This window comes from Streptomyces sp. NPDC007084 (assembly GCF_040703595.1).
Taxonomy (GTDB): Bacteria; Actinomycetota; Actinomycetes; order Streptomycetales; family Streptomycetaceae; genus Streptomyces.
In genome coordinates, this window is the sequence record NZ_JBEYFY010000006.1 from 182,575 (window position 1) to 203,190 (window position 20,616).

The 20,616-nt window shown below is 67.2% G+C and carries 15 protein-coding genes; 13 read left to right on the forward strand and 2 right to left on the reverse strand.

Annotation, left to right across the window (positions count from 1 at the left end; all coding sequences use genetic code 11):
* The first annotated feature begins 52 nt into the window (after positions 1-52).
* The 5 genes from AB0912_RS08465 to tuf all read left to right on the forward strand — a co-directional run bounded on the left by AB0912_RS08465 (position 53) and on the right by tuf (position 8,777).
* Positions 53-3,952, forward strand: coding sequence for a DNA-directed RNA polymerase subunit beta' (locus AB0912_RS08465; RefSeq protein WP_366697183.1), 3,900 nt, complete (start codon positions 53-55; stop codon positions 3,950-3,952).
* 477 nt (positions 3,953-4,429) lie between these two features.
* Positions 4,430-4,801: a 30S ribosomal protein S12 gene (rpsL, locus tag AB0912_RS08470; protein ID WP_003948652.1), complete on the forward strand. Its 372-nt coding sequence runs from the start codon at positions 4,430-4,432 to the stop codon at positions 4,799-4,801.
* A gap of 2 nt (positions 4,802-4,803) precedes the next feature.
* Positions 4,804-5,274, forward strand: coding sequence for a 30S ribosomal protein S7 (gene rpsG / locus AB0912_RS08475; RefSeq protein WP_003974303.1), 471 nt, complete (start codon positions 4,804-4,806; stop codon positions 5,272-5,274).
* Between the two features lie 39 nt (positions 5,275-5,313).
* Complete coding sequence (fusA, locus tag AB0912_RS08480) at positions 5,314-7,440, forward strand: elongation factor G (RefSeq protein ID WP_366697184.1); 2,127 nt, start codon at positions 5,314-5,316, stop codon at positions 7,438-7,440.
* A gap of 143 nt (positions 7,441-7,583) precedes the next feature.
* Positions 7,584-8,777 (forward strand): elongation factor Tu, encoded by a 1,194-nt coding sequence (gene tuf, locus AB0912_RS08485; protein ID WP_366697185.1) that lies wholly within the window; start codon positions 7,584-7,586, stop codon positions 8,775-8,777.
* Between the two features lie 105 nt (positions 8,778-8,882).
* Here tuf and AB0912_RS08490 read toward each other — a convergent pair whose 3' ends face one another.
* Both AB0912_RS08490 and AB0912_RS08495 read right to left on the reverse strand, forming a co-directional pair.
* A complete protein-coding gene (locus AB0912_RS08490; RefSeq protein ID WP_366697186.1) occupies positions 8,883-10,124 on the reverse strand; it encodes a cytochrome P450 in 1,242 nt (413 codons plus the stop codon).
* A gap of 182 nt (positions 10,125-10,306) precedes the next feature.
* Positions 10,307-11,233 (reverse strand): helix-turn-helix domain-containing protein, encoded by a 927-nt coding sequence (locus tag AB0912_RS08495; RefSeq protein ID WP_366697187.1) that lies wholly within the window; start codon positions 11,231-11,233, stop codon positions 10,307-10,309.
* A 439-nt stretch (positions 11,234-11,672) separates the two neighbouring features.
* On the opposite strand from AB0912_RS08495, the gene AB0912_RS08500 reads away from it, so the two are divergent.
* The 8 genes from AB0912_RS08500 to rpsS all read left to right on the forward strand — a co-directional run bounded on the left by AB0912_RS08500 (position 11,673) and on the right by rpsS (position 20,613).
* On the forward strand, positions 11,673-16,175 hold the full coding sequence (locus tag AB0912_RS08500; RefSeq protein ID WP_366697188.1) for a DUF6531 domain-containing protein: 4,503 nt from the start codon (positions 11,673-11,675) through the stop codon (positions 16,173-16,175).
* Positions 16,176-16,297: 122 nt separating this feature from the next.
* The gene (locus AB0912_RS08505) at positions 16,298-16,723 is read left to right on the forward strand and encodes a hypothetical protein (RefSeq protein ID WP_366697189.1); all 426 of its coding nucleotides are present in this window, start codon (positions 16,298-16,300) and stop codon (positions 16,721-16,723) included.
* Positions 16,724-17,394: 671 nt separating this feature from the next.
* The gene (rpsJ, locus tag AB0912_RS08510) at positions 17,395-17,703 is read left to right on the forward strand and encodes a 30S ribosomal protein S10 (RefSeq protein WP_003948644.1); all 309 of its coding nucleotides are present in this window, start codon (positions 17,395-17,397) and stop codon (positions 17,701-17,703) included.
* A gap of 17 nt (positions 17,704-17,720) precedes the next feature.
* Positions 17,721-18,365 (forward strand): 50S ribosomal protein L3, encoded by a 645-nt coding sequence (gene rplC, locus AB0912_RS08515; RefSeq protein ID WP_366697190.1) that lies wholly within the window; start codon positions 17,721-17,723, stop codon positions 18,363-18,365.
* Positions 18,366-18,370: 5 nt separating this feature from the next.
* A complete protein-coding gene (gene rplD, locus AB0912_RS08520) occupies positions 18,371-19,027 on the forward strand; it encodes a 50S ribosomal protein L4 (RefSeq protein ID WP_266769360.1) in 657 nt (218 codons plus the stop codon).
* Positions 19,027-19,443 carry a 50S ribosomal protein L23 gene (rplW, locus tag AB0912_RS08525; RefSeq protein ID WP_037626998.1) on the forward strand — a complete coding sequence of 139 codons (417 nt, stop codon included), beginning with the start codon at positions 19,027-19,029 and terminating at the stop codon, positions 19,441-19,443. The genes rplD and rplW overlap by 1 nt, the downstream gene beginning before the upstream one ends.
* Before the next feature lie 39 nt (positions 19,444-19,482).
* Positions 19,483-20,319, forward strand: coding sequence for a 50S ribosomal protein L2 (gene rplB, locus AB0912_RS08530; protein ID WP_020132633.1), 837 nt, complete (start codon positions 19,483-19,485; stop codon positions 20,317-20,319).
* Between the two features lie 12 nt (positions 20,320-20,331).
* A complete protein-coding gene (gene rpsS / locus AB0912_RS08535) occupies positions 20,332-20,613 on the forward strand; it encodes a 30S ribosomal protein S19 (RefSeq protein ID WP_015035577.1) in 282 nt (93 codons plus the stop codon).
* Positions 20,614-20,616: the final 3 nt, after the last annotated feature.

The following is a 20,616-nucleotide window of genomic DNA, read 5'->3' on the forward strand; positions in this document are numbered from 1 at the left end:
ACCCCCGTATCAGACCCCTAAGACTTACAACCCTGAGAGGGATTGACGCATAGTGCTCGACGTCAACTTCTTCGATGAGCTCCGGATCGGTCTGGCCACCGCTGACGACATCCGTCAGTGGAGCCACGGCGAGGTCAAGAAGCCCGAGACCATCAACTACCGCACCCTCAAGCCCGAAAAGGACGGACTCTTCTGCGAGAAGATCTTCGGTCCGACCCGGGACTGGGAGTGCTACTGCGGCAAGTACAAGCGCGTCCGCTTCAAGGGCATCATCTGTGAGCGCTGTGGCGTCGAGGTCACTCGCGCCAAGGTGCGCCGTGAGCGGATGGGCCACATCGAGCTGGCCGCTCCCGTCACCCACATCTGGTACTTCAAGGGCGTTCCGTCGCGGCTGGGCTACCTGCTCGACCTCGCCCCGAAGGACCTCGAGAAGGTCATCTACTTCGCCGCGTACATGATCACGTACGTCGACGAGGAGCGCCGCACCCGCGACCTGCCCTCGCTGGAGGCCCACGTCTCCGTCGAGCGCCAGCAGATCGAGAACCGGCGCGACGCCGACCTCGAAGCCCGCGCCAAGAAGCTCGAGACCGACCTGGCCGAGCTGGAGGCCGAGGGCGCCAAGGCCGACGTGCGCCGCAAGGTGCGCGAGGGCGCCGAGCGTGAGATGAAGCAGCTGCGCGACCGCGCGCAGCGCGAGATCGACCGTCTCGACGAGGTGTGGACCCGCTTCAAGAACCTCAAGGTCCAGGACCTGGAGGGCGACGAGCTGCTCTACCGCGAGCTGCGTGACCGCTTCGGCACGTACTTCGACGGTTCGATGGGTGCCGCGGCGCTGCAGAAGCGCCTGGAGTCCTTCGACCTGGACGAGGAGGCCGAGCGCCTCCGCGAGATCATCCGCACCGGCAAGGGCCAGAAGAAGACCCGCGCGCTCAAGCGCCTCAAGGTCGTCTCCGCGTTCCTGCAGACCAGCAACAGCCCCAAGGGCATGGTGCTCGACTGCGTGCCGGTCATCCCGCCGGACCTGCGTCCGATGGTGCAGCTCGACGGTGGCCGCTTCGCGACCTCCGACCTGAACGACCTGTACCGCCGCGTGATCAACCGCAACAACCGCCTGAAGCGCCTTCTCGACCTCGGTGCCCCCGAGATCATCGTGAACAACGAGAAGCGCATGCTCCAGGAGGCCGTCGACGCGCTCTTCGACAACGGCCGCCGTGGCCGCCCGGTGACGGGCCCCGGCAACCGTCCGCTGAAGTCGCTGTCCGACATGCTCAAGGGCAAGCAGGGCCGCTTCCGTCAGAACCTGCTCGGCAAGCGTGTGGACTACTCCGCGCGTTCCGTGATCGTCGTCGGTCCGCAGCTCAAGCTGCACCAGTGCGGTCTGCCGAAGGCCATGGCGCTGGAGCTGTTCAAGCCGTTCGTGATGAAGCGCCTGGTGGACCTGAACCACGCGCAGAACATCAAGAGCGCCAAGCGGATGGTCGAGCGCGGCCGCACGGTCGTGTACGACGTCCTCGAAGAGGTCATCGCGGAGCACCCGGTTCTGCTGAACCGCGCGCCCACCCTGCACCGCCTCGGCATCCAGGCTTTCGAGCCGCAGCTCGTCGAGGGCAAGGCCATCCAGATCCACCCGCTCGTCTGCACCGCGTTCAACGCGGACTTCGACGGTGACCAGATGGCCGTGCACCTGCCGCTCTCCGCGGAGGCGCAGGCCGAGGCCCGCATCCTGATGCTGTCCTCGAACAACATCCTCAAGCCGGCCGACGGCCGCCCGGTCACGATGCCGACCCAGGACATGGTCCTCGGTCTGTTCTTCCTGACCACCGACGGCGACCTGCGGAACGTGAAGGGCGAGGACCGCTCCTTCGCGTCCGTGGCCGAGGCGATCATGGCGTTCGACGCCGGCGAGCTCTCGCTGCAGTCGCGCGTGGACATCCGCTTCCCGGTGGGCACCATCCCGCCGCGCGGCTGGACCCCGCCGGCCCGTGAGGAGGGTGAGCCGGAGTGGCAGCAGGGTGACACCTTCCGCCTGCGGACGACCCTGGGCCGCGCGCTCTTCAACGAGCTGCTGCCCGAGGACTACCCGTTCGTCGACTACGAGATCGGCAAGAAGCAGCTCTCCGAGATCGTCAACGACCTCGCCGAGCGCTACCCCAAGGTCATCGTGGCGGCGACGCTCGACAACCTGAAGGCGGCCGGCTTCTACTGGGCGACCCGTTCCGGTGTCACCGTGGCCATCTCCGACATCGTCGTGCCCGACGCCAAGCGCGCCATCGTCAAGGGCTACGAGGACCAGGACGAGAAGGTCCAGAAGCAGTACGAGCGTGGTCTGATCACCAAGGAAGAGCGCACGCAGGAGCTCATCGCGATCTGGACCAAGGCGACCAACGAGGTCGCCGAGGCGATGAACGCGAACTTCCCGAAGACCAACCCGGTCTCGATGATGGTGAACTCGGGCGCCCGAGGCAACATGATGCAGATGCGTCAGATCGCCGGTATGCGTGGTCTGGTGTCCAACGCCAAGAACGAGACGATCCCGCGCCCCATCAAGGCCTCCTTCCGTGAGGGCCTGTCGGTGCTGGAGTACTTCATCTCGACCCACGGTGCCCGTAAGGGTCTGGCGGACACCGCCCTGCGTACCGCCGACTCGGGTTACCTCACCCGTCGTCTCGTGGACGTCTCCCAGGACGTCATCATCCGCGAGGAGGACTGCGGCACCGACCGCGGTCTGCGCCTGGCCATCGCCGAGCGCGGCGAGGACGGTGTGCTGCGCAAGACGGAGAACGTCGAGACCAGCGTGTACGCACGTGCGCTGGCCGAGGACATCACCGTCGACGGCAAGGTGCTGGCCCCGGCCAACACCGACCTCGGCGACGTCCTCATCGACGAGCTGGTCAAGCACGGCATCGAGGAGGTCAAGACCCGCTCGGTCCTGACCTGCGAGTCCGCCGTCGGCACCTGCGCCATGTGCTACGGCCGTTCGCTGGCCACCGGCAAGCTGGTCGACATCGGTGAGGCGGTCGGCATCATCGCCGCCCAGTCCATCGGTGAGCCCGGCACGCAGCTGACGATGCGTACCTTCCACACCGGTGGTGTGGCCGGTGACGACATCACCCAGGGTCTGCCCCGTGTCGTCGAGCTGTTCGAGGCTCGTACGCCGAAGGGTGTCGCCCCGATCTCCGAGGCCTCCGGCCGCGTGCGGATCGAGGAGACCGAGAAGACCAAGAAGCTCGTCGTCACCCCGGACGACGGCAGCGACGAGACGGCGTTCCCGATCTCGAAGCGCGCCCGTCTCCTGGTGTCGGAGGGCGAGCACGTCGAGGTGGGCCAGAAGCTCACCGTGGGTGCCACCAACCCGCACGACGTGCTGCGCATCCTGGGTCAGCGTGCCGTCCAGGTCCACCTGGTCGGCGAGGTCCAGAAGGTCTACAACTCGCAGGGTGTGTCGATCCACGACAAGCACATCGAGATCATCATCCGGCAGATGCTGCGCCGGGTGACGATCATCGAGTCGGGTGACGCGGAGCTGCTGCCCGGCGAGCTGGTCGAGCGCTCGAAGTTCGAGACCGAGAACCGTCGTGTGGTCCAGGAGGGTGGTCACCCGGCTTCGGGTCGTCCGCAGCTTATGGGTATCACCAAGGCCTCGCTGGCGACGGAATCCTGGCTGTCGGCCGCCTCCTTCCAGGAGACGACCCGAGTCCTGACGGACGCGGCGATCAACGCCAAGTCCGACAGCCTCATCGGCCTCAAGGAGAACGTCATCATCGGTAAGCTCATCCCGGCCGGTACGGGTCTGTCCCGCTACCGCAACATCCGGGTGGAGCCCACCGAGGAGGCCAAGGCCGCGATGTACTCGGCCGTCGGCTACGACGACATCGACTACTCGCCGTTCGGCACGGGCTCCGGCCAGGCCGTCCCGCTGGAGGACTACGACTACGGTCCGTACAACCAGTAAGCGAGCAGTTTGATCCGGCGGGCGGTCCCTCGACAGGGGGGCCGCCCGCCGGCCTTTCTCCGCCCCCTCCGCCCCCGCGACGGGACGGGCAGGGGCGGAGGGGGCGAGGAAGGGCTTGGCGGGGGTGTACGCGGGCTTGCGGGGGCCGGCGGGCCCGGGCGGCGGGGGTGGCCGGCGGAGGGCGGTACGGGGCGTGCTCCGGGGCCGCGCGAGCTGGGGCGATGACCGGCGTGTCCTCTGCGCGGGCATTTGTTTTGACCGGAGTCCGTGAGGTAGGTACCCTCAGACCTTGTGCCTGGGGTGTGCCCTGGCTCTGGTGCGTGCCTTCGAACCGCAGCGAGAGCCATAAGCGGCCACCGCAATCTGCGCCCTTTTCGCCTGGCGGCGAGAGTCTGCAGTATTCGACACACCCGACCGCGTGGGTCGGTGACGTTCCAGGTTAGCTTCACCATTCGGCACACAGAAACCGGAGAAGTAGTGCCTACGATCCAGCAGCTGGTCCGGAAGGGCCGGCAGGACAAGGTCGAGAAGAACAAGACGCCCGCACTCGAGGGTTCGCCCCAGCGTCGTGGCGTCTGCACGCGTGTGTTCACGACCACCCCGAAGAAGCCGAACTCGGCCCTGCGTAAGGTCGCGCGTGTGCGTCTGACCAGTGGGATCGAAGTCACCGCTTACATCCCGGGTGAGGGACACAACCTGCAGGAGCACTCCATCGTGCTCGTGCGCGGCGGCCGTGTGAAGGACCTGCCGGGTGTTCGCTACAAGATCATCCGCGGTTCGCTTGACACCCAGGGTGTCAAGAACCGCAAGCAGGCCCGCAGCCGCTACGGCGCCAAGAAGGAGAAGTAAGAATGCCTCGTAAGGGCCCCGCCCCGAAGCGCCCGGTCATCATCGACCCGGTCTACGGTTCTCCTCTGGTGACCTCCCTCATCAACAAGGTGCTGCTGAACGGCAAGCGCTCCACCGCCGAGCGCATCGTCTACGGCGCCATGGAGGGTCTGCGTGAGAAGACGGGCAACGACCCGGTCATCACGCTGAAGCGCGCGCTGGAGAACATCAAGCCGACCCTCGAGGTCAAGTCCCGCCGCGTCGGCGGTGCGACGTACCAGGTGCCGATCGAGGTCAAGCCCGGTCGCGCCAACACGCTCGCGCTGCGCTGGCTCGTCGGTTACTCCCGCGCCCGTCGCGAGAAGACCATGACCGAGCGTCTGCTCAACGAGCTTCTCGACGCCTCCAACGGCCTTGGTGCCGCTGTGAAGAAGCGCGAGGACACCCACAAGATGGCCGAGTCCAACAAGGCCTTCGCGCACTACCGCTGGTAGTCGCTACCCACATCGAGACCGAGAGAAGACTGAAGCCTTATGGCTACCACTTCACTTGACCTGGCCAGGGTCCGCAACATCGGGATCATGGCCCACATCGACGCGGGCAAGACGACCACCACCGAGCGGATCCTCTTCTACACCGGCGTCAGCTACAAGATCGGTGAGGTCCACGACGGCGCCGCCACGATGGACTGGATGGAGCAGGAGCAGGAGCGTGGCATCACGATCACCTCTGCTGCCACCACCTGTCACTGGCCGCTTGAGGACAACGACTACACGATCAACATCATCGACACCCCGGGGCACGTCGACTTCACGGTCGAGGTGGAGCGTTCGCTCCGCGTCCTCGACGGTGCCGTCACGGTGTTCGACGGTGTCGCCGGTGTCGAGCCGCAGTCCGAGACGGTGTGGCGTCAGGCCGACCGTTACGGCGTGCCGCGGATCTGCTTCGTGAACAAGCTGGACCGTACCGGCGCCGAGTTCCACCGCTGTGTCGACATGATCAAGGACCGCCTCGGCGCCGTCCCGATCGTCATGCAGCTCCCCATCGGTGCCGAGATGGACTTCCAGGGCGTTGTGGACCTCGTCCGCATGAAGGCGCTCGTGTGGTCCGCCGAGGCGGCCAAGGGCGAGATGTACGACGTCGTCGACATCCCGGCCACGCACGTCGAGGCTGCCGAGGAGTACCGCGGCAAGCTGGTGGAGACCGTCGCCGAGCACGACGACGAGATCATGGAACTGTTCCTTGAGGGCCAGGAGCCCACCGAGGAGCAGCTCTACGCCGCGATCCGTCGCGTCACGATCGCGTCCGGCAAGTCCAGCGACGTCACCGTCACCCCCGTGTTCTGCGGCACCGCGTTCAAGAACAAGGGCGTTCAGCCCCTGCTCGACGCGGTCGTGCGCTACCTTCCGACTCCGCTCGACGTCGAGGCCATCGAGGGCCACGACGTCAAGGACCCGGAGCTGGTCGTCAAGCGCAAGCCGTCGGACGACGAGCCGCTCTCCGCGCTCGCGTTCAAGATCATGAGCGACCCGCACCTGGGCAAGCTCACCTTCGTCCGGGTCTACTCGGGCCGCCTGGAGTCGGGTTCGGCTGTGCTGAACTCGGTCAAGGGCAAGAAGGAGCGCATCGGCAAGATCTACCGTATGCACGCGAACAAGCGTGAGGAGATCGAGTCGGTGGGCGCCGGCGACATCGTCGCCGTCATGGGCCTGAAGCAGACCACCACCGGTGAGACGCTGTCCGACGACAAGAACCCGGTGATCCTGGAGTCCATGGACTTCCCGGCGCCGGTCATTCAGGTCGCCATCGAGCCCAAGTCCAAGGGTGACCAGGAGAAGCTGGGTGTCGCCATCCAGCGTCTCGCGGAGGAGGACCCCTCCTTCCAGGTTCACTCGGACGAGGAGACCGGCCAGACCATCATCGGTGGTATGGGCGAGCTGCACCTTGAGGTGCTGGTCGACCGTATGCGCCGTGAGTTCAAGGTCGAGGCGAACGTCGGCAAGCCGCAGGTCGCGTACCGCGAGACGATCCGCAAGGCCGTCGAGCGTCACGACTTCACGCACAAGAAGCAGACCGGTGGTACCGGTCAGTTCGCCAAGGTGCAGATCGCGATCGAGCCGATCGAGGGCGGCGACGCCTCGTACGAGTTCGTGAACAAGGTCACCGGTGGCCGCATCCCGAAGGAGTACATCCCTTCGGTGGACGCGGGTGCGCAGGAAGCCATGCAGTTCGGCATCCTGGCCGGCTACGAGATGACGGGCGTCCGCGTCATTCTTCTCGACGGTGGCTACCACGAGGTCGACTCCTCCGAGCTGGCCTTCAAGATCGCCGGTTCGCAGGCCTTCAAGGAGGCCGCGCGCAAGGCTTCTCCCGTGCTCCTTGAGCCGATGATGGCCGTCGAGGTCACCACGCCCGAGGACTACATGGGTGAGGTCATCGGCGACATCAACTCCCGCCGTGGCCAGATTCAGGCCATGGAGGAGCGTATGGGCGCCCGGATCGTCAAGGGTCTGGTGCCCCTGTCGGAGATGTTCGGCTACGTCGGAGACCTCCGCAGCAAGACGTCGGGTCGCGCAAGCTACTCGATGCAGTTCGACTCCTACGCCGAGGTTCCCAGGAACGTCGCCGAGGAGATCATCGCGAAGGCCAAGGGCGAGTAACACACCCCGTTTACACGCTTTAGGCTTGACACCGACCGCCGGGCTTCGACCGGTGAGGGAGAATCCCGGCGGGCGGCACCCCAGCAAAGATCACCTGGCGCCGATGAGTAAGGCGTACAGAACCACTCCGTAGGAGGACCCCAGTGGCGAAGGCGAAGTTCGAGCGGACTAAGCCGCACGTCAACATCGGCACCATCGGTCACATCGACCACGGTAAGACGACCCTCACGGCCGCCATTACCAAGGTGCTGCACGACGCGTACCCGGACCTGAACGAGGCCTCGGCCTTCGACCAGATCGACAAGGCTCCCGAGGAGCGCCAGCGCGGTATCACCATCTCGATCGCGCACGTCGAGTACCAGACGGAGGGCCGTCACTACGCCCACGTCGACTGCCCCGGTCACGCCGACTACATCAAGAACATGATCACGGGTGCGGCGCAGATGGACGGCGCCATCCTCGTTGTCGCCGCGACGGACGGCCCGATGCCGCAGACCAAGGAGCACGTGCTCCTGGCCCGCCAGGTCGGCGTTCCGTACATCGTCGTCGCCCTGAACAAGGCCGACATGGTGGACGACGAGGAGATCCTGGAGCTCGTCGAGCTCGAGGTCCGTGAGCTGCTCTCCGAGTACGAGTTCCCGGGCGACGACCTTCCGGTCGTCAAGGTCTCGGCGCTCAAGGCGCTCGAGGGCGACAAGGAGTGGGGCCAGTCGGTCCTGGACCTCATGGCCGCCGTCGACGAGTCCATCCCCACCCCGGCTCGTGACGTCGACAAGCCGTTCCTCATGCCCGTCGAGGACGTCTTCACGATCACCGGTCGCGGTACGGTCGTCACCGGCCGTATCGAGCGTGGTGTCCTGAAGGTCAACGAGACCGTTGACATCATCGGCATCAAGCAGGACAAGACCACCACCACGGTCACCGGCATCGAGATGTTCCGCAAGCTGCTCGACGAGGGCCAGGCCGGTGAGAACGTCGGTCTGCTCCTCCGTGGCATCAAGCGCGAGGATGTCGAGCGCGGCCAGGTCATCATCAAGCCCGGTTCGGTCACGCCGCACACCGAGTTCGAGGCCCAGGCCTACATCCTGTCGAAGGACGAGGGTGGCCGTCACACCCCCTTCTTCAACAACTACCGTCCGCAGTTCTACTTCCGCACCACGGACGTGACCGGCGTCGTGACCCTCCCCGAGGGCACCGAGATGGTCATGCCGGGCGACAACACTGAGATGAAGGTCGAACTCATCCAGCCCGTCGCCATGGAAGAGGGCCTGAAGTTCGCCATCCGTGAGGGTGGCCGGACCGTGGGCGCCGGCCAGGTCACCAAGATCAACAAGTAATTGTTGACCGTATGACCTGGTAGCTCCTTCACGAGCACCAGAGAGGGCCCGTACGACTTCGGTCGTACGGGCCCTCTCGCCGTTCCGGACGGGTCCCCGCCTGTGTCACCAGCGGACGGGCAGGGCGCGCGGTCCGCGGATCATGGCGCGGCGGCGGAACGGCACCTGGTCGACGTGCACGGCGAGCCGCAGGCCCGGGAGCCGGTCCAGCAGGGTGTCGACCAGCAGCTCGGTCTGCGTCCGGGCGAGCGCGGCGCCGGCGCAGTGGTGGGGGCCGCTGCCGAAGGCGAGGTGCGGGAGCGTGGCCCCGGCGTCCCGGCCGACGTCGAGCCTGTCGGGGTCGGGGAAGACGTCCGGGTCGCGGTTGGCGGCGAGGTAGGAGAGGTAGACCGGTTCGCCCGCGGAGATCCGTACGCCGTGCACGTCGACGTCCTCCAGGGCGACCCGGGCGAGGCCCACGGAGGCGCGGTGCGGGAGGTGGCGCAGCAGCTCCTCCACGGCGGCGGCACGGGTCTCGGGCCGTGCGCGGAGCCGCTCGTACAGCGCGGGCTCGGTCAGCATCAGGAACAGCATCTGACCGCACGTGTGGGTGACGGCCTCGCCGCCGGTCTGCAGCGGCCCCGCGATCCCGACCGCCTCGGCCTCGCTGATCTCGCCGCGCCCGACGGCGGCGCCGAGCAGCGACAGGACGTCCGTGTCCGCGCTGCCGTGCCGTTCGCGTACGGCGGTGCCGATCCACTCGTACAGGGATGCCAGGGCGTCCTTCGCCCGCCGGGCGGTGTCGGCGCAGCCGTCGGCCGAGCCGATCGACCGGACCCAGGCCTGCACCTGTCGGCGCTCACCGCTGGGCACGCCCATGACCTCGCAGGCGACGGCGGCGGGGAAGGGCTGGAGGACGCGTTCGACCAGGTCGGCCGGGGGGCCGTCGTGCAGCAGCCCGTCCACCAGCTCGTCCAGCATCTGCTGGGCGTGCGGTCGCAGCCGCTCCACGGCGCTGTCGGTGAGGGCGCTCTCGACGGTGCGGCGCAGTCGCTGGTGGTCGGCCCCTTCGGCGAAGGCCAGGGTCCCCGGGTCGGGTTCGAGGTGCGGGGCGGGCCGGGTGACGGGCCGCTCGACGGCCGCGGCCCGGCTGAACCGGGGGTCGCCCGCGATCATCCGTACGTCCTCGTACCGGGTGGCGAGCCAGGCCCACCCCTCCCCGTGCGGTAACCGGATCCGCGCGAGCGGCCCGTCCCGCATCAGCTCGGCGAGCACGGGATCGAACGTGATCCCCTCGACGTCCCCCGCGCCCCAGTCCCGCACGGGGGGCAGGTTCCGCCCGGTCAGCAGGGTGGTCTGTTCAGCCATGCTTCCACTGTCCGGGGGCGACGGCGGGGTGTCGCGGGGGAGTGGGCCAGGTGGCGGGTGGGCCGGGGGGCTGGGGGCCGGGGGTTCGGGGGTTCGGGGGTGGCGGGGCGGCCGTGGCGGTGACTGCGGCGGGGTCTTCCTATCGGCCGGGGTTCTCTGTGGGGATGGTCCAGTCGGCGATGCTAGGCGGCCCCTTTGACCTGGGGCCGGTGCCGGCAGTCGCGGCAGTGGCCCGGTTCGGGGGCGCGGAAGGCCCGGTCGCAGCCGTCGCAGTTCTGGAGGGGGCTTCGGGGCGGAGGCGGGAGCGCCGCGGGCAGGGGTGGCGGGAGGAGTTCGGTCAGGCGGTGGGCGAGCAGGGCGGCCGGGTGGCGGAGCGGCTCGGGGAGGTCCGCGGTCAGGGTGCGGCGTACGGCGTCGGGGGCGGCGCCGCGTTCCAGCCAGGCGGTGACGGCGGGCGCGAGGCGCAGGACGTCGCGTTCGGGGAGCAGGAGGCGGGGGTCGTGGCGGTGCAGGCCGGCGAGGAGGTGGGCGGCGGCGCGGTCGCCGTCCGGGCTGGGGGTCTGCGGGGTGGGCAGTGGGGGCTTGGGCCGCGCCCGTGCGGGGGGCTCGTGGGGTGCGGGGGGACGGGCAGGGGGTGCTGGAGCGGGCTCGGCGGGTGGCCTTGGGATGACCGGGGTGAGGGGTAACTGCGAGCGTACGGCGGGGTGTTGGACGCGGGGCCTGGCGGCCGGCCGCGTGTGGGGCTCCCGGACCCCGGCCGCGCGAGGCTGGTTGTACGACACCGTGTGCGTGACGACCCGGCCGCTCGGGAGGCGTTCCCGGGTGCGGGAGAGGTAGCCGTGCGCCTCCAACTCCCGTAGCGCGTTCGCGATTCGCGTCTCGCCCTCGGGGAAGCGCGCGGCGAGCGACTTGATGTCGACGCGGGCGCCGGCGGGCAGCGACTGGATGTGGGCGCCGAGACCGATCGCGGTGAGGGACAGCTCGCGGTGCTGGGCGAGGTGGTTGCCGATCACCGTGTAGCGGGTGGTGTGGCGGACGTTGATGTGGGTGATACCCCGCGGAATGCGGGGCTCGGAGCGCGGGGGCGCGCTAAGGTTTCGGGTATCCATCGGGAAGCCGTTTTCTTCCTTGGTGGTGAGGCCCTCGATCGGGATGCCAGTCCCGGCCGGGGGCCGTTGTATGTCCGCGGTGTGCCCTCACGTCGTCATGGGACCGCGGTTGTGGTTAGCCGCGAGCATATGCCCGCCAACGGGCCGGAAATCCAGCTCAGTTGTCGATTGTCACCCTTGCGGGTGATACGACGACCGTCGGGAGGCTGGTGGGGTTGGGAGGGGTTCTCTCCCTGGTACTTGAGATCTTTTGCCTCGCGTGCGACCGCGTCGCCGTTTACCGACGCGTGAAGATCCGCGACTCGGTGGGACCGGCCCCCGGCGCGCGCCGGCCGGCCTGCCCTGTGAAACGAACTCACGTTCCCTGTAAGTTCGCTCGTGCATACGCGAGTTGCGGTTGGTGTTGGTGTTACGGGTTTGCTGTCACGGGGGTTGCGGCATGGCGGGGAATCGGCCGGGGGACTGGCATGTCCTGGACTTGGACAGGGATCCGACGCCGGGTGATCCGGAGCGGGTGCGGCATCTGTCGAGGAGCCTGCACGACTTCGCTGACGATGTGGGTGACGCGCTGCGGCTGATCAAGGGGATGGCGGGCGAGGACGCTGTTCTGTCGTGGGCGGGGAAGTCGGCGGAGGCGTTCCAGGACGAGTTCGCCGGTGTGCCGAAGCAGTTGAAGAAGCTGAAGAAGTCGTACGAGATGGCGGGGGACGCGCTTGCCGCGTACTGGCCGAGGCTGGAGCGGGCGCAGGCGCTGGCGGACAAGGCGCTGGGGAAGGGGCGGGACGCTCAGGCGGATCTGTCGTCCGCGAAGTCCCGTCTTTCCTCCGCCGATTCGTGGGTGGCGCGGGCCGGCAGGGAAGCGGACAAATACAAGGACGACCCCACCGGCGGCAAGAGCGGTGCCGAGAAGCCGGATGAGGCGAAGGTGCGGGCCGCCACGCGGGATGTCCAGCACGCGAAGTCCGCGCACGACAGTGCTCGGTCGGATGTGACGAGCGCGGGCAGTGCGCTGGACGCGGCGAAGAAGATGGCGGCCGATGCCCGCAAGATGCGGGAGGAGGCGGCGCGGGACGCGAAGTCGAAGATCGACGAGGCGTCGGACGCGGGGATTCATAACCGGAAGTGGTGGGAGGAGGTCGGGGACTGGTTCTCCGACAACTGGGACACGATCGTCGCCGTCTGCAAGGTCGTCGTGGCGGTGGTGGGCGTCATCGCGATGATCATCGGGGGGCCGATCCTGGGCGCGATCGTGCTGATCGCGGCCCTCGTCGTCCTCGCGGACACCCTCAACAAATACGCGAAGGGACAGGCGTCCCTATGGGATGTCGCCTTCGCGGCGCTGGACTGCATACCGGGCATGAAGGGATTCACCACCCTCGGCGGCCTCGCCAAGGGCCTCAAGGGCGGCCTCGCCGCGATGAAGGGCCTCAAAGGCGGCCTGAAGGGGATGAGCCTGGCGGCGCGGGGGCTGGGCAAGAACGCCCGGGGGATGCTCGCGGACGGGGCGAAGGGCGCGTACAACCGGCTCAAGACCGTGGTCCGCTCCAAGGGCAGCGACCCTGTGGACATGGCCACGGGGGCGATGTTCTTCCCGGAGACGGACGTCAGTCTGCCCGGCAGTTTGGCTCTTGTCTTCACACGTAGGGCTGCCTCCGACTACCGGACGGGATGGTGGTTCGGTCCCGCCTGGGCCTCCACAGCCGACCAACGCCTGGAAGTCGACGGAACCGGCGTCGTCCTGGTCACCGAGGACGGATTGCTCCTCACCTATGAACATCCTGATGAGCCGCAGCAGTCGGTGCTTCCCGAGACCGGCCCTCGCTTTCCCCTGAGCCGACTCCCTCACGGCCGCTATCGCGTGGATGACCCGCTCACCGGCATAACGCGTGAGTTCGACGTTCCCGTTGACGGCATCGCTCCCCTCAAGCGCATATCCAATCGAAACGGCGAAACGATCGATTTCGACCACTCTCCTGACGGAACTCCGCTCGCGATCCGGCATTCAGGTGGCTACCGAATCGATGTGACGGTCACTGACGGTCGGATTACGGCGCTTCACCTTGGCGGCGCGGGTGAGGACGGTTCGAACCTCCTCCTGCGCTCCTATGACTACTCCGGTGACTGCCTCACCACTGTTGTCAACAGCAGGGGCGATGCGATGCGGTTCACCTACGACGAGCGGTACCGCATCACGTCCTGGACCGATCGCAACGGCCGCGGCTACTCATACGCGTACGACGCCGCGGACCGATGCGTGGCGGAAGGAGGAGAGGCTGGGCACCTCCGCATCAGGCTGGACTACGACGGCATCGACCCCGCTTGGCCCGGTGCCCGCATCACCACTGTCACCACCGCTGAGGGCGCCGTCAGCCGGTTCGTCGTCAACGACAGTTGCCAGGTCATCGCCGAGATCGATCCTCTCGGCGGCACGACCCGCACGGAATGGGACGAGCACCACCACCCGACTTCCTGGACGGATCAGCTGGGCCACACGACGACCAGGGGCTACGACGACCTCGGTCGGCTCCTTGAGATCCAGCGCTCGGACGGTGCGCGTGTACGCCTCGAATACGACACCCGGGGCCACCTCGTCGCCACCGTTCGTCCGGACGGCCAAGTACTGCGTCGCAGGTATGACTACCGCGGCAACTGCGTCTCGGTCGCCAAGCCCGGTGGAGCAACGACCCTTTACACCTACGACGGTGCCGGCCATCTGTCCTCGGTGACTGATCCGGCAGGAGGTCTCACCCAGGTGCGTTGCGACGCGGCGGGCCTGGCCGAGTGCGTCACCGATCCTCTCGGTGGTGTCACACGCTACGCGCACGACGCCTTCGGCCGCGTAGCGACAGTCACAGACCCCATGGGCCACACGACCTCCATGGAGTGGGGAGCGGATGGCGAACTGCTTCGGCGTACCACCGCGGACGGGCAGACGGAGGCGTGGACGTACGACGCCGAAGGGAGTCGGGTCAGCCACACCGACGCCCTGGGAGCCGTGACTCGGTTCGAGTACACCTACTTCAATCTGCTCGCCGCTCGGACCGGGCCCGACGGCGTCCGGCACTCTTTCACGTACGACCCCTCCCTGCGGCTGGTGGAGGTAGGCCGTCCCGACGGGCGATCCTGGAGTTACGAGTACGACGCGGCGGGCCGACTGGTCAAGGAGACCGACTTCGAAGGCCGGTCGAGGAGCTATGCCCGCGATGCCAAGGGCCAGGTCATTCTGCGCAGGAACGCGCTCGGGCAGGTGGTCCGCATCACAAGGGACACCTTCGGCCGTATGGTCGTCAAGGATGTGGATGGTGCGATCAGCACGTACACCTACGACGTGAACGGCTGGCTCAGTGCGGCCAAGGGCCCTGATGCCACCGTGGTCCTGAAGAGGGACGAGGAAGGGCGCCTCCGCTCGGAGACCGTCAACGGCCAGACCACCACCTTTGTGCGCGACGCGGCGGGGCGGCTGCTCAGCCGTACAACTCCCACAGGCCTGACCAGCGCCAAGCGGTACGACGGCCGTGGCGAAGTCGCGCAGATTCGCACCGCGGGACGCACTCTCGACTTCGATTACGACGCGGCACGTCGGCTGCTCTCCTTCGGCGTGGACGACGCTCTGTTGCTGAGCCGCGGGTACGACCAACTCGGGAGAGTCACAGGGCAGACGGTTGCCACTGGCGACGGACACACCGTGAGTGAGTGGTCTTACAGCTACCGTGCCGACGGACATCTGATCGGCATGGAGGGTCCGAACGGGGACAGCCGGAGCTTCGAGCTGGATGCCGGCGCTCGCACCATCGTGGTCCGCGCGGAAGACTGGTTGGAGTCCTACGCGTACGACGAAAGCGGCGCGCAGACGGATGCCGCGTGGCCGAGTCGGCACCCCGGCCAGTACGCCGTGGGGCCTCGCGCGTATGACGGCGGCCGGCCTGTCCGTGCGGGAGCCACCCGTTACAGGTACGACGGCCATGGGCGGCTGATCTGGCGTGGCCGCACGCGCCTCTCACGCAGGCCGGAGACCTGGGTATACGCGTGGGACGCGGAAGATCGGCTCACCTCCGTGCGCACCTCCGACGGGACGTGCTGGCGATACCGCTACGACCCGCTGGGTCGCCGCATCGCCAAGCAACGGTTGGCTGTCGGGGGAACCACCGTGGTGGAGGAGACGCGTTTCACCTGGGACGGCGCCAGTCTGTGTGAGCAGGTCACCACCGGCACCGAAGGTTCTCACCCGGTCGCCCTGTCCTGGGACTACGACGGGTTGCGCCCTATTACCCAGACTGAACGTATTCTCAACGCCTCGCACGAGGAGATCGACGCACGGTTCTTTGCCATCGTCTCCGATCTGGCAGGTGCTCCCACCGAACTCGTCTGCGAGGACGGCGATGTCGCCTGGCGGTCTCGGAGCACGCTGTGGGGGATCACTGCCTGGAAGCGTGGAGGCCGCGCTTATACGCCGCTTCGATCCCCCGGGCAGTACTACGACCCTGAGACCGGTCTGCACTACAACGTGCATCGCTACTACGACCCGGAGACGGCCACTTACGTCAGCCCCGACCCCCTCGGTCTTGGGCCTGCTCCGAACCCCTTCCGCTATGTTCTCGATCCTCTTCTCAGGGCCGACCCGCTTGGGCTCTACGAGATCGGCAAGCCGGACGCTGAGAGTCAGGCAGGCAACTTGCCCATGCTCGCGGACAAGATCGCGGCGCACGGTGACATCAAGAACAGAGGAATTCCGGGCATCGACGACCTCGACGTGCCAGAGCACTTGGAGGACCTGATGACCAACTCCCCTGGAATCCGGATGCGGAGCACTCAGTCGGGCAATCCTCGTTTCGCCTGGTGGGACGATGCGACGGGAACGATGTTGATCAGGGAAGGAGACAATGGAACCTTTATGCAGCCGGATGACGGCTACGAGTACTTCCTGAAGCAGCTGAAGGAGTGATGGTGTTGACGCGAGGAGAGGGCACCACTCCAGCCCGGCGGGGCCGGAAGCGGGAACCCTACGATGTGTTCCGGTCCGCTCCGGAGACGAGATCCGTGTGGGCGGAATTGCCGGCGGAGGTCATGGAGGCCGTAGCTCGGTGTGATGCGGAGCGCCTTGAGGTGGAGCGCTCCCGGGTCGCGCCGGAGCTGCGGGAGAGGATCACGGCACCCGTCTATTCGGTCGCGGATCGGTTCGCGTCCTGGGAACGTGTGGTGCGGCGGATGGAACCGGGGTGGACGAGCGACGACTTCTATCCCATCAGCGCCTACGAGAACGACCTCGACTCCCGTGACTCGCTTGAGCAGTTGATGAACGGGCACCTCGCGGAGGCGCGGGAGGGTGCGCTGGGTCGGCTGCTGTCGAAATTGGACGAGCGCTTCGTGGCCGCGACTGAGCCGGATCCGGAACTGTCACTGCGTGCTTGGGTGCGTCCGACCAAGGCGAGGCCCGAGGCAGAACTTGGCGTGTGGTGGAAGCGCAGGCCCCTGCGTGATCCGTGGGACTGATCGGCCCAGCGCGTCCTGGATGACCATCCCGCCTTCCGCGGGGATGAGCAGTACCGTGCACGGAGCTGCCCAGCGGTTCCTCGCGGAGTACGGAGTCGTAGCGCGGACCACGTCGGCCGCGACCGGCGGATTCGGATTCGGGCCGGCCCCCGTTCCGCGAGTCGTGAACCCGGCGCGCTCGCTGGTGGCCCACGGAGGCGTCGAGGCGGCAGACCATTCGGCGGCGGAGTCCCCTGGACAGTCTCCCCGTCCCCCGGGTTTGACCTGCGTCACCTTAGGGGTACGATCCTCGGCTCGATTGGCCAGGGGACTGCCCCGTATGGCAGACTAGCGGGGTTGCTCGGTCGAGTGCCGATGCTGCGCGCCTCCCGCCGGGAGGACTGGAAGCGAGTCCCACAGTACTCGTCGCTCGATCTGTCGTAAGGCAGCGCTCGGGCGGACGTACGGGAATCTTCCGGGAAGTGTCAGCGGGGTGCCGGCCAGGCGCTCGGTGGGTGTCCAGCCCCCGGTCCAGCGGTTGCTTTCGGGCGAGCCGCGTCCCTCGCAGGGAAATCCGATTGCGGATATCTGTGCGGCAGGAGCGCGACACACCCGACCGCGTGGGTCGGAGACCAGGACGCGAACCCCCGGGTTCCAGAGCGTTTCACTAGACAAAGGACTACTGAGTAGCCATGGCGGGACAGAAGATCCGCATCCGGCTCAAGGCCTACGACCACGAGGTCATCGATTCGTCGGCGAAGAAGATCGTCGAGACGGTGACGCGCACTGGTGCGTCGGTCGCGGGCCCGGTGCCGCTGCCCACTGAGAAGAACGTGTACTGCGTCATCAAGTCGCCGCACAAGTACAAGGACTCTCGCGAGCACTTCGAGATGCGCACGCACAAGCGCCTCATCGACATCCTCGACCCCACGCCCAAGACCGTTGACTCTCTGATGCGACTCGACCTTCCGGCCGGTGTCGACATCGAGATCAAGCTCTAGGGATCGGTGATCTGAGAATGGCTAAGCAGATCAAGGGAATCCTGGGCGAGAAGCTCGGCATGACGCAGGTGTGGGACGAGAACAACCGTGTTGTTCCGGTCACCGTCGTCAAGGCCGGCCCGAACGTCGTGACCCAGGTCCGCACGAACGACGCCGACGGCTACGAGTCGGTCCAGATCGCCTTCGGCGAGATCGACCCGCGCAAGGTGAACAAGCCCCTCAAGGGCCACTTCGCCAAGGCCGACGTCACGCCCCGCCGTCACCTCGTCGAGATCCGTACCGCTGACGCCAGCGAGTACACCCTCGGCCAGGAGATCACCGCCGCGACCTTCGAGGCCGGCATCAAGGTGGACGTGACCGGCAAGAGCAAGGGCAAGGGCTTCGCCGGTGTCATGAAGCGTCACAACTTCAAGGGCCTCGGCGCCGGACACGGCACCCAGCGCAAGCACCGCTCTCCCGGCTCCATCGGTGGCTGTGCCACCCCGGGCCGCGTGTTCAAGGGCCTCCGCATGGCGGGTCGCATGGGCAACGAGCGGGTCACCACCCAGAACCTGACCGTTCACGCCGTTGACGCGGAGAAGGGCCTGCTCCTGATCAAGGGCGCGGTTCCTGGTCCGAACGGCGGCCTCGTCCTGGTCCGCACCGCGGCCAAGGGGGCCTGAGGACTATGAGCACCATTGACATTCTGTCGCCCTCCGGCGACAACGCCGGGACCGTAGAGCTCCCGGCCGAGATCTTCGACGTCGAGAAGATCAGCATTCCGCTGCTTCACCAGGTCGTCGTCGCGCAGCTGGCCGCCGCCCGTCAGGGCACGCACAAGGTCAAGCGTCGTGGCGAGGTCCGCGGTGGCGGTAAGAAGCCTTACCGCCAGAAGGGCACCGGCCGCGCGCGCCAGGGTTCGACCCGTGCGCCGCAGTTCGCCGGCGGTGGCGTCGTCCACGGCCCCACCCCGCGTGACTACTCGCAGCGGACCCCGAAGAAGATGAAGGCCGCGGCCCTGCGCCACGCCCTCACCGACCGGGCCCGCAACGCTCGCATCCACGTCGTCACCGGCGTGATCGAGGGCGAGACCCCCTCCACCAAGGCCGCCAAGAGCTTCCTCGGCAAGGTCAGCGAGCGCAAGAACGTGCTCCTGGTCATCGAGCGCTCCGACGAGGCCGCGCTGCTTTCCGCGCGCAACCTGCCCCAGGTCCACATCCTGGAGCCGGGCCAGCTCAACACGTACGACGTTCTCGTCTCGGACGACGTGGTCTTCACCCAGGCCGCTTTCGAGTCCTTCGTGTCTGGCCCCCAGGCCGCTGACACCGAAGGGAGCGAAGCCTGATGGCTACGCGTCACCCGAGCATTGCCTCGAAGGCCGCCAAGGCCGCCAAGGCCGCACGCGTCGCCAAGGCGAAGCGCCACGAGGCCGAGGGCAAGAACACCGTCGAGACCCCGCTGAGCAAGAGCTTCACGGACCCCCGTGACGTCCTCCTCAAGCCGGTCGTCTCGGAGAAGAGCTACGCGCTGCTCGACGAGGGCAAGTACACCTTCGTCGTGGACCCGCGGGCCAACAAGACCCAGATCAAGCAGGCCGTCCAGGCGGTCTTCTCGGTCAAGGTCACCGGGGTCAACACGATCAACCGTCAGGGCAAGCGCAAGCGCACCAAGACGGGCTTCGGCAAGCGTGCTGACAGCAAGCGCGCGATCGTGACCCTCGCTGAGGGCGACCGTATCGACATCTTCGGCCAGGCCTCCTAACGGAGCGCCCTGGTCCGAATATCGGACGAGGACTGAGAAATGGGAATCCGCAAGTACAAGCCGACTACGCCGGGCCGTCGTGGCTCCAGCGTCGCCGACTTCGTCGAGGTCACGCGGTCCACGCCGGAGAAGTCGCTGGTCCGCCCGCTGCACAGCAAGGGCGGCCGTAACAACGCCGGTCGTGTGACCGTTCGCCACCAGGGTGGCGGACACAAGCGCGCCTACCGAGTGATCGACTTCCGTCGTCACGACAAGGACGGCGTGCCGGCGAAGGTCGCGCACATCGAGTACGACCCCAACCGCACCGCGCGCATCGCGCTGCTTCACTACGCGGACGGCGAGAAGCGCTACATCCTCGCCCCCCGCAACCTGTCGCAGGGCGACCGCGTCGAGAACGGTCCCGGGGCCGACATCAAGCCGGGCAACAACCTGGCGCTCCGCAACATCCCGGTCGGTACCACGATCCACGCGATCGAGATCCGTCCCGGTGGCGGCGCCAAGTTCGCCCGCTCCGCCGGTGCCTCGGTGCAGCTCCTGGCGAAGGAGGGCACCATGGCCCACCTCCGCATGCCCTCCGGTGAGATCCGCCTGGTCGACCAGCGCTGCCGCGCCACGGTCGGCGAGGTCGGCAACGCCGAGCAGAGCAACATCAACTGGGGTAAGGCCGGCCGCAAGCGCTGGCTGGGCGTTCGCCCGACCGTCCGCGGTGTGGCGATGAACCCGGTTGACCACCCGCACGGTGGTGGTGAGGGCAAGACCTCCGGTGGACGTCACCCGGTCTCGCCGTGGGGTCAGAAGGAGGGTCGTACTCGTTCGCCGAAGAAGGCTTCGAACAAGTACATCGTCCGCCGCCGCAAGACGAACAAGAAGCGCTAGGAGCGGGTTTAGATGCCGCGCAGTCTCAAGAAGGGACCCTTCGTTGACGGCCACCTCGTAAAGAAGGTGGACGCTCAGAACGAAGCCGGTACCAAGAACGTCATCAAGACCTGGTCCCGTCGCTCGATGATCATCCCGGCCATGCTCGGCCACACGATCGCGGTGCACAACGGCAAGACCCACATTCCGGTGTTTGTCACCGAGTCGATGGTCGGCCACAAGCTCGGCGAGTTCTCGCCGACGCGCACCTTCCGGGGTCACGTCAAGGACGACCGGAAGTCGAAGCGCCGCTAACGC